This is a genomic window from Streptomyces sp. NPDC050732, from assembly GCF_040654255.1.
Lineage (GTDB): Bacteria > Actinomycetota > Actinomycetes > Streptomycetales > Streptomycetaceae > Streptomyces.
Map to the genome: position 1 here is coordinate 190529 of NZ_JBFAHP010000007.1, position 14085 is coordinate 204613.

General features: G+C 72.1%; 13 protein-coding genes. 10 read left to right on the forward strand and 3 right to left on the reverse strand.

What is annotated here, in order from left to right; translation table 11 throughout:
* Positions 1 to 137: 137 nt before the first annotated feature.
* The 4 genes from AB0H82_RS08875 (at position 138) to AB0H82_RS08890 (ending at position 4326) form a co-directional block, all read left to right on the forward strand.
* A complete protein-coding gene (locus AB0H82_RS08875) occupies positions 138 to 647 on the forward strand; it encodes a MarR family transcriptional regulator (protein WP_362990340.1) in 510 nt (169 codons plus the stop codon).
* 68 nt (positions 648 to 715) lie between these two features.
* On the forward strand, positions 716 to 1048 hold the full coding sequence (locus tag AB0H82_RS08880; protein ID WP_362990342.1) for a DUF3817 domain-containing protein: 333 nt from the start codon (positions 716 to 718) through the stop codon (positions 1046 to 1048).
* 74 nt (positions 1049 to 1122) lie between these two features.
* Positions 1123 to 2823, forward strand: coding sequence for a methylmalonyl-CoA mutase family protein (locus tag AB0H82_RS08885; protein ID WP_362990344.1), 1701 nt, complete (start codon positions 1123 to 1125; stop codon positions 2821 to 2823).
* Positions 2824 to 3234: 411 nt separating this feature from the next.
* Positions 3235 to 4326 carry an alpha/beta hydrolase gene (locus AB0H82_RS08890; RefSeq protein ID WP_362990346.1) on the forward strand — a complete coding sequence of 364 codons (1092 nt, stop codon included), beginning with the start codon at positions 3235 to 3237 and terminating at the stop codon, positions 4324 to 4326.
* Positions 4327 to 4338: 12 nt separating this feature from the next.
* Here AB0H82_RS08890 and AB0H82_RS08895 read toward each other — a convergent pair whose 3' ends face one another.
* Both AB0H82_RS08895 and AB0H82_RS08900 read right to left on the reverse strand, forming a co-directional pair.
* Complete coding sequence (locus AB0H82_RS08895) at positions 4339 to 5754, reverse strand: HAMP domain-containing sensor histidine kinase (RefSeq protein ID WP_362990348.1); 1416 nt, start codon at positions 5752 to 5754, stop codon at positions 4339 to 4341.
* Entirely contained in the window at positions 5751 to 6494 is a 744-nt protein-coding gene (locus AB0H82_RS08900) for a response regulator transcription factor (RefSeq protein ID WP_362990350.1), read from the reverse strand. The genes AB0H82_RS08895 and AB0H82_RS08900 overlap by 4 nt, the downstream gene beginning before the upstream one ends.
* Positions 6495 to 6558: 64 nt before the next feature.
* On the opposite strand from AB0H82_RS08900, the gene AB0H82_RS08905 reads away from it, so the two are divergent.
* Complete coding sequence (locus AB0H82_RS08905) at positions 6559 to 7704, forward strand: UDP-N-acetylglucosamine--N-acetylmuramyl-(pentapeptide) pyrophosphoryl-undecaprenol N-acetylglucosamine transferase (RefSeq protein WP_362990352.1); 1146 nt, start codon at positions 6559 to 6561, stop codon at positions 7702 to 7704.
* Positions 7701 to 8699, forward strand: coding sequence for an SDR family NAD(P)-dependent oxidoreductase (locus tag AB0H82_RS08910; RefSeq protein WP_362990354.1), 999 nt, complete (start codon positions 7701 to 7703; stop codon positions 8697 to 8699). Before AB0H82_RS08905 ends, AB0H82_RS08910 begins: the two co-directional genes overlap by 4 nt.
* A 76-nt stretch (positions 8700 to 8775) precedes the next feature.
* Here the strand turns inward: AB0H82_RS08910 and AB0H82_RS08915 are convergent, their stop codons facing one another.
* The gene (locus AB0H82_RS08915) at positions 8776 to 9414 is read right to left on the reverse strand and encodes a TetR/AcrR family transcriptional regulator (RefSeq protein WP_362990356.1); all 639 of its coding nucleotides are present in this window, start codon (positions 9412 to 9414) and stop codon (positions 8776 to 8778) included.
* A gap of 287 nt (positions 9415 to 9701) precedes the next feature.
* Between AB0H82_RS08915 and AB0H82_RS08920 the strand changes: the two genes are divergently transcribed.
* The 4 genes from AB0H82_RS08920 (at position 9702) to AB0H82_RS08935 (ending at position 14051) form a co-directional block, all read left to right on the forward strand.
* Positions 9702 to 10685 (forward strand): tetratricopeptide repeat protein, encoded by a 984-nt coding sequence (locus AB0H82_RS08920; RefSeq protein WP_362990358.1) that lies wholly within the window; start codon positions 9702 to 9704, stop codon positions 10683 to 10685.
* A gap of 668 nt (positions 10686 to 11353) precedes the next feature.
* Positions 11354 to 11986 carry a DUF6230 family protein gene (locus AB0H82_RS08925; protein WP_362990360.1) on the forward strand — a complete coding sequence of 211 codons (633 nt, stop codon included), beginning with the start codon at positions 11354 to 11356 and terminating at the stop codon, positions 11984 to 11986.
* Positions 11987 to 12145: 159 nt separating this feature from the next.
* Positions 12146 to 12697: a DUF6114 domain-containing protein gene (locus AB0H82_RS08930; RefSeq protein WP_362990362.1), complete on the forward strand. Its 552-nt coding sequence runs from the start codon at positions 12146 to 12148 to the stop codon at positions 12695 to 12697.
* Complete coding sequence (locus tag AB0H82_RS08935) at positions 12687 to 14051, forward strand: hypothetical protein (RefSeq protein ID WP_362990364.1); 1365 nt, start codon at positions 12687 to 12689, stop codon at positions 14049 to 14051. Before AB0H82_RS08930 ends, AB0H82_RS08935 begins: the two co-directional genes overlap by 11 nt.
* The last annotated feature ends 34 nt before the right edge of the window (positions 14052 to 14085 follow it).

Genomic DNA, 14085 nt, shown 5'->3' on the forward strand with positions numbered 1-14085 from the left:
CTAATCGCCGCCTTGTGCCACACCGCCTCCGGTGCCGGGCGCGACGGCGGGCGGTGTGCATCCGTGCACCCCGGGGCGTACGACCGAATTGCGAGACGGGGCTGACCACCATGTGACCGGCGGGTAAGGTCGATGCCGTGCCGAAGCCGCTCAGCCTCCCCTTCGATCCCATCGCCCGCGCCGACGAGCTCTGGAAGCAGCGCTGGGGATCGGTCCCGGCCATGGGTGCGATCACCTCGATCATGCGCGCGCACCAGATCCTCCTCGCCGAGGTCGACGCGGTCGTCAAGCCGTACGGACTGACCTTCGCGCGCTACGAGGCGCTGGTGCTCCTCACCTTCTCGCAGGCCGGCGAGTTGCCGATGTCGAAGATCGGCGAGCGGCTCATGGTGCACCCGACCTCGGTCACCAACACCGTGGACCGCCTGGTGAAGTCCGGCCTGGTCGACAAGCGCCCGAACCCCAACGACGGGCGCGGCACGCTCGCCTCCATCACGGAGAAGGGCCGCGAGGTCGTCGAGGCGGCCACCCGCGAGCTGATGGCGATGGACTTCGGGCTCGGGGTGTACGACGCGGAGGAGTGCGGGGAGATCTTCGCGATGCTGCGGCCCCTGCGGGTGGCGGCGCGGGATTTCGAGGAGCAGTAGGACCCGCTCGTTCCGGTCCGGGCGGGGGCGGCGAAGATCGCGTGAAAAGGGCCGTTACGCTCGTAGCCATGAAACGCAGCGTGCTGACCCGTTACCGGGTGATGGCCTACGTCACCGCCGTCATGCTCCTCGTCCTGTGCGCCTGCATGGTGGCCAAGTACGGCTTCGACAAGGGCGAGGGTCTGACGCTCGTCGTGTCGCAGGTGCACGGCGTGCTCTACATCATCTACCTGATCTTCGCCTTCGACCTGGGCTCCAAGGCGAAGTGGCCGTTCGGCAAGCTGCTGTGGGTCCTTGTCTCGGGCACGATCCCGACCGCCGCCTTCTTCGTCGAGCGCAAGGTCGCCCGTGACGTCGAGCCGCTGATCGCCGACGGCTCCCCGGTCACCGCGAAGGCGTAACCCCCACCGCCACGGACAGGTCCGTGGCGGTTGCCCATCGACTTTTACTAGGACGTCCTAGTAAATTCGATGGTATGGACGCTGACGCGATCGAGGAAGGCCGCCGCCGCTGGCAGGCCCGTTACGACAAGGCCCGCAAGCGCGACGCGGACTTCACCACGCTCTCCGGGGACTCCGTCGACCCCGTCTACGGGCCCCGGCCCGGGGACACGTACGACGGGTTCGAGCGGATCGGCTGGCCGGGGGAGTACCCCTTCACACGCGGGCTCTACGCCACCGGGTACCGCGGCCGCACCTGGACCATCCGCCAGTTCGCGGGCTTCGGCAACGCCGAGCAGACGAACGAGCGCTACAAGATGATCCTGGCCAACGGCGGCGGCGGCCTCTCCGTCGCCTTCGACATGCCGACCCTCATGGGCCGAGACTCCGACGACCCGCGCTCGCTCGGCGAGGTCGGCCACTGCGGCGTCGCCATCGACTCTGCCGCCGACATGGAGGTCCTCTTCAAGGACATCCCGCTCGGCGACGTCACGACGTCCATGACGATCAGCGGGCCCGCCGTGCCCGTCTTCTGCATGTACCTCGTCGCCGCCGAGCGCCAGGGTGTCGACCCGGCCGTCCTCAACGGCACGCTGCAGACCGACATCTTCAAGGAGTACATCGCCCAGAAGGAGTGGCTCTTCCAGCCCGAGCCGCACCTGCGCCTCATCGGCGACCTGATGGAGCACTGCGCGCGCGACATCCCCGCGTACAAGCCGCTCTCGGTCTCCGGCTACCACATCCGAGAGGCCGGGGCGACGGCCGCGCAGGAGCTCGCGTACACCCTCGCGGACGGCTTCGGGTACGTGGAGCTCGGCCTCTCGCGCGGGCTCGACGTGGACGTCTTCGCGCCCGGCCTCTCCTTCTTCTTCGACGCGCACGTCGACTTCTTCGAGGAGATCGCCAAGTTCCGCGCCGCACGCCGCATCTGGGCGCGGTGGCTGCGCGACGAGTACGGGGCGAAGACCGAGAAGGCGCAGTGGCTGCGCTTCCACACGCAGACCGCGGGTGTCTCGCTCACGGCCCAGCAGCCGTACAACAACGTGGTCCGTACGGCGGTCGAGGCCCTGGCCGCGGTGCTCGGCGGCACGAACTCCCTCCACACCAACGCCCTCGACGAGACCCTCGCCCTGCCGAGCGAGCAGGCCGCGGAGATCGCGCTGCGCACGCAGCAGGTGCTGATGGAGGAGACCGGCGTCGCCAACGTCGCGGACCCGCTCGGCGGCTCCTGGTACATCGAGCAGCTCACCGACCGCATCGAGGCCGACGCCGAGAAGATCTTCGAGCAGATCAAGGAGCGGGGGCGCCGCGCCCGGCCGGACGGGCAGCACCCCATCGGCCCGATCACCTCGGGCATCCTGCGCGGCATCGAGGACGGCTGGTTCACCGGCGAGATCGCCGAGTCCGCCTTCCAGTACCAGCGGTCCCTGGAGAAGGGCGACAAGCGGGTCGTCGGCGTCAACTGCCTCGAAGGCTCCGTCACCGGCGACCTGGAGATCCTGCGCGTCAGCCACGAGGTCGAGCGCGAGCAGGTGCGCGAGCTTGCGGGGCGCAAGGGGCGGCGTGACGACGCGCGGGTCCGGGCCTCGCTCGACGCGATGCTTTCCGCCGCGCGCGACGGGTCCAACATGATCGCCCCCATGCTGGAGGCGGTGCGGGCCGAGGCGACCCTCGGCGAGATCTGCGGGGTGCTTCGCGACGAGTGGGGCGTTTACGTGGAGCCGCCGGGCTTCTAGCCCCGGCCTCGCCGCCGCCTGCGGGCCGCCGGGCCGGCGACGGTTGCTCGCGCAGTTCCCCGCGCCCCTGGTGGGGTGGTGCTCTGCGTGGTTGTCTGCGGGGTGGTGGGGGCTGGTCGCGCAGTTCCCCGCGCCCCTGATGGGGGCCGTCCGGGATGTCGCCTGCGGGTTGGTGGGGGTTGCTCGCGCAGTTCCCCGCGCCCCTTGAGGGGTGCCTGTGTGTTGCCGGGTGCGGGGCGGTGTTTTTAGGGGCGCGGGGAACTGCGCGGCCAGCCCCCACTCACCCGCAGAAGGGGGCGAACCGGACGAAACGCCCCCGCCCCGGCCGGGCGGCGCGAATTCGTAGGTTTAAGGCCCAGGGGCCAGGGCAGGCGCCAGCGCGGTCAACCACCCCCCGCCCCAGGAGCCCCCGTGACCTCGACCGGCCACGCCCGCACCGCCGCCATCGCCATCGGAGCCGCCACCGCCACCGTCCTCGGCGCGCTGCTCATCGGTGGTTCCGGCGAGGTGAGTGCGAGCCCGCCGCCCGAGCCCAAGGTCCAGGACGACTTCGACTCCCTCGGCCCCGAGGTGCGCGCCGCGAAGCTCTCCGACGGGCGGACGGCCCATTACTCGGACACGGGGGACAAGGACGGCAAGCCCGTCCTCTTCATCGGCGGCACCGGCACGAGCGCCCGCGCCTCGCACATGACCGACTTCTTCCGGACGACCCGCGAGGACCTGGGCCTGCGACTGATCTCCGTGGAGCGCAACGGCTTCGGCGACACCGCGTTCGACGAGGAGCTGGGCACCGCCGACTTCGCGAAGGACGCACTCGAAGTCCTCGACCGGCTCGGCGTGGACGACGTGTCCGTCGTCGCGATATCCGGCGGCGGACCCTACGCCGCGGAACTCGCCGAGCGGGCCCCCGAGCGCATCTCCCAGCTGCACCTCGCGGCCGCCCTGCCGCCCTACGGCACGAAGCCCGCCTACTGCTCCCTCTCCGACGACCAGCTCGCCGCCGCCGTGAAGGACCAGATCAAGGACCCGCGCAAGTGGTGGGCGTTCCCCGACGACAGCCCCGTGAAGTCGATCCCGGGCTTCGCCGACACGGCGTACGAAGAAGGCGCGCGCACCTACAACCAGCGCGGCCAGCAGGCCGACCCGGCGCCCCAGGTGCACGAGCAGAAGCTGTACTGCGAGCGCCCGGGCCCCGACCTGTCGAAGCTCGACGCCCCCGTGTACCTCTACGGCGGCGAGAAGGACACCACCGTGCCGCCCGCCACCCTGAAGACCTGGCAGGAGGCGCTGCCGGACGGGGCGAAGGTGCGCTCGTACGCGGACTCCGGGCACGACGTGCAGTACCGCCACTGGGACCAGATCCTCGTCGACCTGGCCGGGCACGGCGACCGCACCGTGGTGTGCAAGGGCGACCACACGCGCGTACTGACGGCCGGCGACGCCGACCGGCTCGTCGGCAAGGGCAAGGCCACGCTCGGCAGCTGCGCCTGGAACAAGAAGTAGCCCGGCGGGGTCTCAGGACGCGGGCAGGGTGAGGCGGAACAGTGCGCCGCCGCCCGGCGCCCGTTCCGCCGTGAGCTCTGCCCCGTGCGCGTGCGCGATCTGGCGGGCCATCGCGAGGCCCAGGCCCGAGCCCGGCAGCGCGCGCGCCTTCTCCGCGCGGTAGAAGCGGTCGAAGACGTACGGCAGGTCCTCCTCCGCGATGCCGGGCCCGTGATCGCGGACGGTCAGCTCCGCCGCGGTCCGCTCCGTGGTGGTCAGCGTGACCTCCACCGGGGCGCCCGGCGGGCTGAACTTGGCCGCGTTGTCGATCAGGTTGGTGAGCAGCCGGGACAGTCGCGCCGGTACGCCGGGCACGCTGAGCTCCGCCGCCTCCGGCGCCACCTGGAGCGTGAAGGGGACGGCGGGCCAGTGGCCGCGGGCCGCGTCCACCGCGTGGGCGGCCAGCGGGGCGAGCCGTACCTCTTCGAGCAGCGGCTGCGGCTCCGCGTCCCTGGCCAGCTCGATCAGGTCGTTGACCAGGCCGGTGACCTCGCGCAGCTGGCGGCCGAGCGCGCCGGACGCCCGGTCGCGCTGGGCGTCCGTCAACCGGTCCGCCCTCGCGAGCAGCTCGGCGTTCGTGCGCAGCGCGGTCAGCGGGGTGCGCAGCTCGTGCGAGGCGTCGGCGACCAGCCGGCGGCGCGCCGCCACGGACTCCTCCAGCTCGGCGAGCATCGTGTTGAAGGTGGCGGCCAGGCGGGTCACCTCGTCCTCGTGCCCCTCACGGCCGGGCGGCCCCGGCGGCAGCTCGATGCGGTGCCGGGCGTCCCGCGTCGCCGCGATGCGCTCGGCCGTGGCGGTGAGGCGGGTGATCGGCGCCAGGCCGGTGCGGGAGACCCAGTAACCGCCGACGGCGGACAGCAGCACGCCCGCGCCGCCCACCGCGGCCAGCAGCCCCGCGGCCTGCCGCACGCCGCGCTCCGCGATGTCCGCGCGCAGCGCGACCTGCACGGCCTCGCCCTCCTTGCCGAAGGTGGTGGTGTACAGGCGCCCCGGCTTGCCGCCCGGCAGCGTGAAGTTCGAGTAGTACGGGGTGCGGCGGCCCGCGGCGACCTCCCGGGTCGGCCCGTCCACCGGCAGCAGGTACGGCTTCGCCGGGTCGTCCGCCGCGTCCGCCGGGACGATCTGCGAGCAGGCCGGCGCGCCCAGGAACCGGCACTCGCCCGTCATGACGCCGGGCCCCTCGGCGCGGTGCTGCTGCGCGATGAGCGTCGCCGACTGGGCGAGGTTCTGGTCGAGCTGCTGGTACAGCTTGTAGCGGATCACGAAGAACGCGGCGGCGCACACCCCGATCGCCACCACCGCCACGGCCGCTGCCGCCATCACCGCGAGGCGGGTCCGCAGCGGCCTGCGCCGCCGCCACCGCGCGCCGAGCCTGCGCCGCGCGCTCACGGGGAGCCCAGCCGGTAGCCGACGCCGTGCACGGTGTGGACCAGGCGCGGCTCGCCGCCCGACTCCAGCTTGCGGCGCAGATAACCCACGTACACGGCGAGGGAGTTGGAGTCGGGGCCGAAGTCCCGGCCCCACACGGCCTGCTGGATCAGGTCCCGCGGCAGGACCTGGCCCGCGTTGCGCAGCAGCAGCTCCAGCAGGACGGCCTCCGTACGGCTGAACTCGACCCGGCGCCCGCCGCGGCTGCCGGTGCGCGTCGCGGGATCGAGGACGAGATCGCCGTACGCGAGGTCGTCGCCGTCGTCCGCGGCCCGCTCCGGCGTCGCACGCCGCAACAGCGCCCGCACCCGTGCCACCAGCTCGTCCAGGGCGAACGGCTTGACCAGATAGTCGTCGGCGCCCGCGTCCAGGCCGTCCACGCGCTCGCTCACCGAGTCGAGCGCGGTCAGGACCAGGACCGGGGTGCGGTCGCCCGCGGCGCGCAGCTGACGGCAGACCGCGAGACCGTCCATGACCGGCATCAGGACGTCCAGGACCACCAGGTCCGGCTGCCAGCGGGCCACCGCCGTGAGCGCCCGGTGCCCGTCCGCCGCGCCCCGCACGTGATGCCCCTCGACCGTCAGGGCGTCCTCGACGGCGGCCCGGACCTCGGGGTCGTCGTCGACGACGAGGATCCGGTGCGGTGCCGTCCCGCCCGCCCCCGGCGGGCCGCCCTTGCTGGTCACACTCGCGAAACTCATGCCCCAAAGGTGCCAAACACGGCTCTTAAAACCCTCTTAGACCGGCGCGTGAAGCTCCACTGCCATGCGAACCACTCTCTCCGTCGTCATCGGCGCGGGCGGCACCGGCGGGCACATCTACCCCGGCCTCGCCCTCGCCGACGCGCTGCGCCGGGCCGTGCCGGACGCGGTGATCTCCTTCGTCGGCACCGAACGCGGCCTGGAGACCCGGCTGATCCCGGACGCCGGATACCGCCTTCACACCGTCGACATGATCCCCTTCGACCCGTCGCTCGGCGCCCGCCGCTACCTCCTGCCGGCCGCGCTCCTCAAATCCGGCGCCCAGTGCCGGGCCATCCTGCGCGAGCAGGGCGCGCAGGTCGCCGTCGGCATGGGCGGCTACCCCAGCGCCCCCGTCATCGTCGGCGCCCGCATGGCGGGGCTGCCCAGCCTCATCCACGAGTCCAACGCCGTACCGGGACGCGCCAACCGGTTCGCGGCCCGGCTCACCCCGAACATCGCCGTCGCCTTCGACCGCAGCCGCGCCCACCTGCCGGGCGGCGAGCGCGCGCACACCACGGGGATGCCGATCGCCGCGCCGCTCGCCGCGCTCGACCGGGCGGCGCTGCGCGGACGGGCCCGGCACGAGCTGGGCGTGCCGCCCGGCGCCCGGCTGGTCCTCTTCAACGGCGGCAGCCTCGGCGCGGCCCGCCTCACCGAGGCGGCGGTCGGCCTCGCGGAGCGGTGGCGGGACCGCCGCGACGTCCACCTGCTCATCAAGACCGGACCCGCGGCGCTTGAGGAGACCCGCGCCCGCCTCGCCTCCGAGGGCGGCGACGCCGTCGCCCGCGCCGTGCCCTACCTCGACCGCATGGACCTCTCCTACGCCGCCGCCGACCTCGTCGTCTGCCGCGCGGGCTCCGCGACCGTCGCCGAACTCGCCGCCACCGGCGTCCCCGCCGTCCTCGTGCCCTACCCGCACGCGCCCGGCGACCACCAGACCCACAACGCCCGGGTCCTCTCCGACGCCGGCGCGGGGATCCTCCTGCCCGACGCGGAGACCACCGCGGACCGCCTCGTGCGGATCGTCGGGCCGCTGCTCGCTGACCCCGTGCGGCTCGCCGCGATGAGCGGCGCCGCCGACCCCGGGCCGCACGCCCGCGCGGCCGACCTGCTCGCCGAGCGGGTCCTGCACCTCGCTCCCACCACACCCCACTTGGAGTACGCATGAACACCCCCTTCTCCTGGCAGGACCGCACCGTCCTCGTCACCGGCGCCGAAGGCTTCATCGGCTCGACGCTCGTCGACCTGCTCCTGGCAGCGGGCGCGAAGGTCCGTGCCTTCGTGCACTACAAGCCGTACGCCGAGAAGGGGCACCTCGCCCACCTCCTCGGGGACCCGCGGGTCGAGATGATCGCGGGGGACGTACGGGACCCGGGTCGCGTGATGGACGCGGTCGCCGGGTGCGACACCGTCTTCCACCTCGCCGCGCTGATCGGCATCCCGTACTCGTACGACTCCCCGGGCGCGTACGTCCAGACGAACGTGGTCGGCACGGAGAACGTCGCGGAGGCGTGCCGACGGCACTCCGTGCGGCGCATGGTGCACACGTCCACGAGTGAGGTGTACGGGACCGCGCTGACGGCGCCGATCAGCGAGGCCCACCCGCTCCAGCCGCAGTCCCCGTACTCCGCGTCGAAGATCGGCGCCGACATGATGGCGCTCTCGCACTGGCACGCCTTCGAGCTGCCGGTGACGGTGGTACGCCCCTTCAACACGTACGGTCCGCGGCAGTCGGCCCGCGCCGTCATCCCCACGATCCTCGCCCAACTCCACGCGGGCGCCCGCGAGATCAAGCTGGGGTCGCTGACCCCCACGCGGGACTTCACGTACGTGACGGACACGGCGCGGGGCTTCATGGCGATGGCGGTCGCCGACCGGGCGCTCGGCCACGCGGTCAATCTCGGCGTGGGCCGGGAGATCTCCATCGGCGACCTCGCGGAGGCGCTGATCGCGGCGTCGGGGCGGGAGGCGTCCGTGGTCGTCGACCCGGCGCGGCTGCGGCCCTCCGGGAGCGAGGTGGAGAGGTTGCTGTCGGACAACTCCCGGGCCCGGGAGTGGGCGGGGTGGGTTCCGGAGGTCTCCCTCGCGGAGGGCTTGAAGCACACCTCGGCCTGGGTCGCCGAGAACTTGGGCCTCTTTGCGCCTGAGCGGTATCAGGTCTGAGCTTCGGGTGCGGGGCGGTGGGGGCTGGTCGCGCAGTTCCCCGCGCCCCTGACGGGGCGCCCCGGCACCGGAGACTTCACGCCTGCGCCGCTGCCGCTGCCAAGCCGCCCAGGAGCAGTAGCGTGAAGCGGCGGGCCCACTCCTCGTCCACCGGTTCCGCGCTGACCAGGGCGCGGTGCACCACCGCGCCGGCGATCACGTCGAAGATGAGGTCGGCCGTGTGGGACGCGGTCAGCGGGTCGGGCTCGGGAGGGAGTTCGCCGCGCGCCTGCGCCCGCTCGCGGCCCGCGAGGACCAGCCGCTTCTGGCGGTCGACGATGGACGCGCGGATGCGGTCCCGCAGCGGCTCGTCCGTCGTGGACTCCGCGACCACGGCCATCAGCGCGGTCTTCGTCTCGGGCCGCCCGAGCAGCACCGCGAACTGCAGGACGACGCCCTCGATGTCGGCGGCCAGGCTGCCCCGGTCCGGGAGTTCCAGCTCGTCGAAGAGCTCCGCCACCGCGTCGACGACCAGCTCGCTCTTGCCCGCCCAGCGCCGGTACAGGGTCGTCTTCGCGACGCCCGCGCGCGTGGCGACGGCGCCGAGCGTCAGCTTGGACCAGCCCAGCTCGACGAGGCCCTGCCGGGTCGCCTCCAGGATCGCGGCGTCGGCGGTCGCGCTGCGCGGGCGGCCGCCGGTGCGGGCGGGTGGAGTGGTGGACGTACGGCTCTGCATGGCCGCGACCATACCGGCCGGTACGCGGCCGTCCGGGGTGCGGAGTGAGCGAGGTCACCGAAGGGCGCTTCCCCAGGCGGCGACGGGGCAGTTACGCTACGACCCGTAGCGAAAGCCACGAGAGACAACCACGCAGCACGATCACCGGCACGGGGTGGGGACCCCGGGCCACACACCGGACCTCCGGCCTTCACCGGAGCCTCGAACCGTGCCGCCCGCGGCCCCGCAATCCGGCGGGGGTACCCGGACGGGCGCGGTTCCCGCACGCGTTGGGGGAGGATGTACTCATGCAGCCACGGAACATGTCCATGAGCGGAGTCGTCGACCTCGCCGCGGTGAAGGCGGCCCAGGAGGCCAAGGCGAAGGCGGAGCAGGCGCGCGCCGAAGCGGCGCGGCAGGGCGGGGGCGCGGCGGGCGCCGCGGTGTCCCCGGCCTCCCTCGTCATCGATGTCGACGAGGCGGGCTTCGAGAGCCAGGTCCTGCAGCGCTCCACCGAGGTTCCGGTCGTCATCGACTTCTGGGCCGAGTGGTGCGAGCCGTGCAAGCAGCTGGGCCCCCTCCTGGAGCGCCTCGCGCAGGAGTACAACGGCCGTTTCCTCCTTGCCAAGATCGATGTCGACGCGAACCAGATGCTGATGCAGCAGTTCGGGGTCCAGGGGATCCCGGCCGTCTTCGCGGTGGTGGCCGGACAGGCCCTGCCCCTCTTCCAGGGCGCCGCCCCCGAGGCGCAGATCCGCCAGACCCTGGACCAGCTCATCCAGGTCGGCGAGGAGCGCTTCGGCCTGACCGGCCTGGTGGTCGACGCCGACGCGCAGGGGCAGCAGGCCCCCGCGCCCGCCGAGGTGCCGGCCGGCCCTTACGACGCCCTGCTCGAAGCGGCCGTACAGGCGCTGGACGCGGGCGATCTCGCCGGTGCCGTACAGGCGTACAAGAACGTGCTCAGCGACGACCCGGCCAACACGGAGGCCAAACTCGGGCTCGCGCAGGCCGAGTTGCTCCAGCGCGTCCAGGGTCTCGACCCGCAGGCGGTCCGCAAGGACGCCGCCGACAATCCGGCGGACGTGCGGGCGCAGATCGCCGCGGCCGACCTGGATCTGGTGGGCGGTCACGTCGAGGACGCCTTCGGGCGGCTCATCGACACGGTGCGGCGCACCGCGGGCGACGACCGGGACGCCGCGCGGGTGCGGCTCCTCGAACTTTTCGAGGTCGTGGGCGGCGAGGACCCGCGGGTGACGGCGGCACGCACCGCGCTCGCCCGGGTCCTCTTCTGATCCGTCCGCACCACCCCCGGCCGGTTCGCACACCGGCCCGTCGGCTGACCAGTCCCTAAACGCGGGGCGCTGTGATGCCGGAGTGAAAAGTCTGTTCCCGAGGCACCACAGTGGCCGCGCTTTGCCAAAACTTGGCAAACGCGGCCACTGTTACTTGGAGTAAGACATCGGTATCCCTCTGGGCTGTTACGCCCGCTGATGCCCCGTTCTGTGCCGCCTCTTTGAGCCACCGTCCGTGCCCGACCGATACCGGGCGGTCGCGCTTCGGTTATCGGGCCGTTACTAGCCAGTAACGAACCCCCTTGTGCGGGGGCCGAGAATGCACCACGATCGGCCACGCTCGGTCCGATGACCCGCAACCCGAAAGCCAGTCGGGAGCGGGCCTTCCGGGTCCCCACCGAGCAGGCCGGTGACGCCGTCGCCGGTCTGGACAGGGGGGTCTCTGCCGCTCCCGGCAGGGCCTGTCCGTGAGGTTGTGCGTGATGCGTCAGGCGCGACCAGTGGTTGTCGCTCGGGGGTGATCGCCGGTGAACGTGGTGCGGTTGCGCGCCTCCGATGCGGGCGCTCTCCTTCCCGAGGACGTAGCACTTCTCCCATCCCTGCCCGGCTGAGCCGCCCGAAAGGGAGCAGTCAGGGCCGGAGATGTACGTCCGAGAAGGAGGAAAGTCATGGAATCTGTGGCTCGTGGCGGGACCAGATGGAAGCGGTTCGCCGTAGTCATGGTGCCGAGCGTCGCGGCTACCGCCGCGATAGGTGTCGCCCTCTCGCAGGGCGCGCTCGCGGCATCGTTCAGCGTGTCCGGCCAGTCGTTCAAGGTGTCGGCCGACAAGCTCGACGGCCGTGGAATGGTCCAGTACGGCGGTGTTGACGTCGGTGTCGACATGGAGGGCAAGAAGGCCGCCCACCCCGTGTCGGTCTCGGCGTTCAAGAAGGCCGACATCACCAACATGTGCCAGTCCGTCGTGACGCACATCCCGGTGCTCGGCGATGTCACGCTCCAGCTGCGGGCGGGCGGCGGCAAGACGCCCGTCAAGGCCAAGAACCTGTACATCGACGTGGCGCAGCTGAAGGCCGACGCCGAGTTCAGGAACATCAACATCGGTGTCGCGGCCGGGTCCTCCACCAAGGGCCCCGGCATGAAGGGCGGCAAGGAGCAGGCGAACCCGAACGGTTTCGCCCAGGAGGCCGACCGCGCCATCCTGCGGGACATCGAGCAGACGGCCTGGGCGACCAGCGCGGGCACCTTCAAGCTGAGCGGCCTCAACATGAAGCTGCACAAGGGCAAGAAGGAGTGCTTCTAAGCACCCGCTTGAGCACTCGCTGAGTCCTTGACCCGCCGGCCCGTCAGGGCGGGCACGGGACAGCGACTGGCCCGGCGGGCGCGGAGAACGACTCTCCCGCCCGCCACCACAGAGCTACACCGAATTCACGTACCGCCGGTTCCAAGGAGCTGTTTTCCCATGAGCGCCAAGTCACCGGGGCCGAACGAACACTTCCTCAAGGTCTACCGCGGGAAGTTCCGGGCCTGGCGGGGCTCCCGCCCGTTCTGGGCAGGCCTCCTCACCATCCTTGGCGGCGTGCCGATCGCCTACCTGCCCTACGGCAACATCAAGCTCGGCAACCTGACGCTGGCCCTGGCCACGACGGCGGGAGCGGGCTCGCTGATCATCGGCGTACTCCTGATGGTGCTCGGTCTGACCATGTGGTTCCAGGTGCACACGCGGGTCTTCGCGGGCGTCGCGGCGATCCTGCTCGCCCTGGTCTCCCTGGTCGTCTCCAACATCGGCGGCTTCCTCATCGGCTTCCTGCTGGCGCTGATCGGCGGCGCCCTCGGCATCGCCTGGGGCGAGCCCGGGAGCGTACCCGCGAAGGGCGCGAAGGGGCGGCCGGGCAGGGCGCCCGAGCCCGCGGTCGCCGGCGGCCCGAACGGAGTGGACGGTGCGAGCGCTGCCGACGATCTGTCAGGAACGAGCCCGGTGGACGGGACGAACGGGAGGCACCGTGCAGGCTGACGAGGTCCACCACGAGGACTCCGCGGGGGAGTCCCGTGCGAGATCCGGGCCGCGTCACGCGGCCCCCAGGAAGCCGCTGCTCACCCGTCTGCAGATGCCCGCGGGCAAGGCGATAGCCCTCGCGGCCATGCCGAGCGCGGTCCTCATGGGCATGGGCCTGACCCCGACGCTCGCGCAGGCGAAGCCGGGCGTTCCCAAGAACCCCTTCCGGGACGGCCCGTGTGTCACGGCGCCGGACGACGCCTCCAAGTCCGTCGAGGAGGAGGCGAAGGACGCCAAGGACGCCAAGGACGCCAAGGACACCGCGGACGCCAAGAAGAAGGCCGACGAGGAGAAGGCCGACCGGGACGAGCCGGGCAAGGACACCACCGAGCCCGGTCCGACCCCCTCGCCCTCCGACGGCACGAGGACCGACCCGGACGACAAGGCCGGCTCGGACGGCGACGCCGGGTCCACCTCGCCCTCCGCGGACGAGAAGGACAAGGACGCGGCCGAGGAGCCGGCGCCCGACCCCTCGCCCTCCAAGACCAGGAACCCTTGGGACCCGCTGGGTGTCGGGGACGCGCTCAAGGACGTCTTCACGCCCGACGCCCCCGACGCCCCCGAGGACAAGGAGACCCCGAGCCCGAAGCCGACGCCCTCCGACTCGGAGAAGGCCGCGTCGCCCGAGGACACGGCCAAGGACACGGTCGAGAACACGAAGGACAAGGTCACCGAGCCCGTCGACGGCGCGAAGGACACGGTCGACAAGACCGAGGACGAGGCGAAGGACGAGACCGACGCCGACCCCGACCCCGACAGCGACGAGGCGAAGGACGACGCCGAGGGCGACGAGGTCACGGACCCGACGGCCCCGGACGCGGACGGCAAGAAGCCGTTCCCGTGCGTGGTCGAGAAGAAGGTCGACGGCGAGGCCGAGCAGACGCCCGTCCCGATCCCGGACGACCCGTGGGAGCTTGAGGCCAGCTCTCTGCTCCTCAAGGGCCTGGACTACAAGGGCGTCGTGAACCTGACGACGGCAGGCGGCAAGAAGAAGCAGGCGCTGAAGTTCACCGTGGACAACGGCACGGACATCGGTGACCTGCACCAGATCGCCCCGGGCCCCGACGGCTCGAAGTACCACATCAGGGCGGAGGAGGGCTCCACGTCCACGATCCGCGACGGGCAGACGATCATGTACACGGAGCGGCTGCAGGGCAACCTGTTCGGCCTGATCCCGATCGTCTTCGACCCCGAGCACCCGCCGCCGCTGAACGTCCCCATCGCGTACTTCACCAAGGTGAAGGTCCTTCAGGCGGCCCAGTTCGGCGGCACCCTGAAGGTGCCGGGCCTGGAGCAGACGATCACCCGCTGACGCCTGAGGCCCGACGGCCGCGCGCACATACGGC